Genomic DNA, 1,627 nt, shown 5'->3' with positions numbered 1-1,627 from the left:
ATAATGACATTAAATCATAAAATTTGAAATTGAACCTGATAGATAATAGTTAAAAATTAGTTTTTCCCGGAAAATGCAAAGTCTCCAGTAAAGAAGTCAGGATTTACAGCTTCCATATTCAGCCGCATTTCCCAGTGAAGATGAGGACCTGTCGCAAGCCCTGTTGAGCCGCTAAATCCTATTACTTGCCCGGCCTTTACTGTGTCGCCTTCTTTTACTTTTAACTGGCTCATGTGATAGTAAAGGCTATAAAGTCCAGGCAAATGTTCTATCACAACGCTCAAGCCTGTTGTAACGCGGTTTTCTGCAAGAACAACTTTTCCTTCTGCGCAAGCTGAAACTTCCGAGCCTTCTGGAATTCCAAAGTCGATTCCGTAGTGAAGTCCTGTCGTTGATTTTCCGTTTGTGTATTTGTATTCCCTGCGGTCTGCAAAAAAAGATGTCCGTCTTGTTGAATTTGTCGGAAGCAAAAACGGTGTTGTCTGGTAAACTGCGGAAGGATTTGCAGTTTCAAGAATTCCATTGAGTTTTCTTATTTGCTCCATTCTTTTTAAGCTTGTGTCTGTTTTTATATTTGAATTCGTTTCATCAAGGTCAATCGCTTCTGAAATAAATTCTTTTTTCTCCAGAGTAAAAGGAAGCTCGAATTCCATTTTTTTTGCGCCGTCAGTGCTATAGATAATTTTCAAAAAGCATTTTGTATCTTCCGTCCACCAAGTTGAAAGCGGAATGCCTGCAAGAAACGTCCTAGTGGTTTTTGTATTTTTTGAAACTGTGAAAAAAGCACTTTCCCTGCTTAGCTTTCCTTCCGCAAAAAGCTGCAAGAACGCATTTGCATTTGAAAATTCAACCTTTGAAGACTTTCCCTTTTTTGCCGACTGTGAAAAAGTCATTTTCACAAAAACCGCATCGCCTGGAAATGCCTTATCATTGTATTCCGCAGAAATGCAATAATCATCTCCTGTATAAAAAGCTTCCCTCGCAAAAAGAAAAGCCGACATAAAAATCAACGCCGAAACTAAAATTTTCTTTTTCATTTTTTACTCCCAAAATATTTTTAATTTTTTTACTGAACTGATTTTTCTATTCCTAAAAGCATAAGCTGAAGCGTTTCTGTTCCATTAAAAACATTCCGCTCTATGTTGAAAATTATATCAACCTTGTCTCCCACATTAAAATCCTTGTGAAGCCGCTCGCCTTCGTTCCAAAAGATGCAAGGCCATTTGTTTTTTCCGCAGTCAACGGTAATTTTTAAGTGCTGCTTTTCTGCCTTTCCCATTACAAGCCCGGAAACAATAGGAAGATTTTTTGCTAAGAAAACAAGCTTGGGATTTTCGTTTCCAGTCGGCTCGAATCTGTCTATGATTTTTTTCAAATCTGGTGTCATGTAGGCCGGCGGAAGCTCTGCGTCAATTTGAATCTCGTCAGTTTTGTCAGAAAGATTTATTGTGCCTGAAAGTTCTTTTGTGCGTCTTTTGAATTCCTCGAACTTTTCTTTTTCAAAACTGAATCCGGCCGCAAAGTTGTGCCCGCCGTAACTTACAAACAAATCCTTCAGCTGGTCAAGAAAATCAGTTACGTCATATCCACGGCAGCTTCTCATTGAGCCTACAACAAGATTTCCCAC

The 1,627-nt window shown here is 38.8% G+C and carries 2 protein-coding genes; both read right to left on the bottom strand.

Annotated features, from left to right (window positions below):
* Positions 1 to 56: 56 nt before the first annotated feature.
* Positions 57 to 1,037 carry a M23 family metallopeptidase gene (locus tag B4C08_RS07785; RefSeq protein ID WP_296664270.1) on the bottom strand — a complete coding sequence of 327 codons (981 nt, stop codon included), beginning with the start codon at positions 1,035 to 1,037 and terminating at the stop codon, positions 57 to 59.
* 29 nt (positions 1,038 to 1,066) lie between these two features.
* Positions 1,067 to 1,627, bottom strand: a 561-nt coding sequence (locus B4C08_RS07780; RefSeq protein WP_296664269.1) for a DHHA1 domain-containing protein, incomplete at its 5' end; no start/stop codon positions are given.

Origin of the sequence: Treponema sp. UBA753, from assembly GCF_002297325.1 — a bacterium.
Lineage (GTDB): Bacteria > Spirochaetota > Spirochaetia > Treponematales > Treponemataceae > Treponema_D.
Note: the sequence above shows the minus strand (reverse complement) of the source record. Positions and strands in the feature narration are given on the sequence as shown.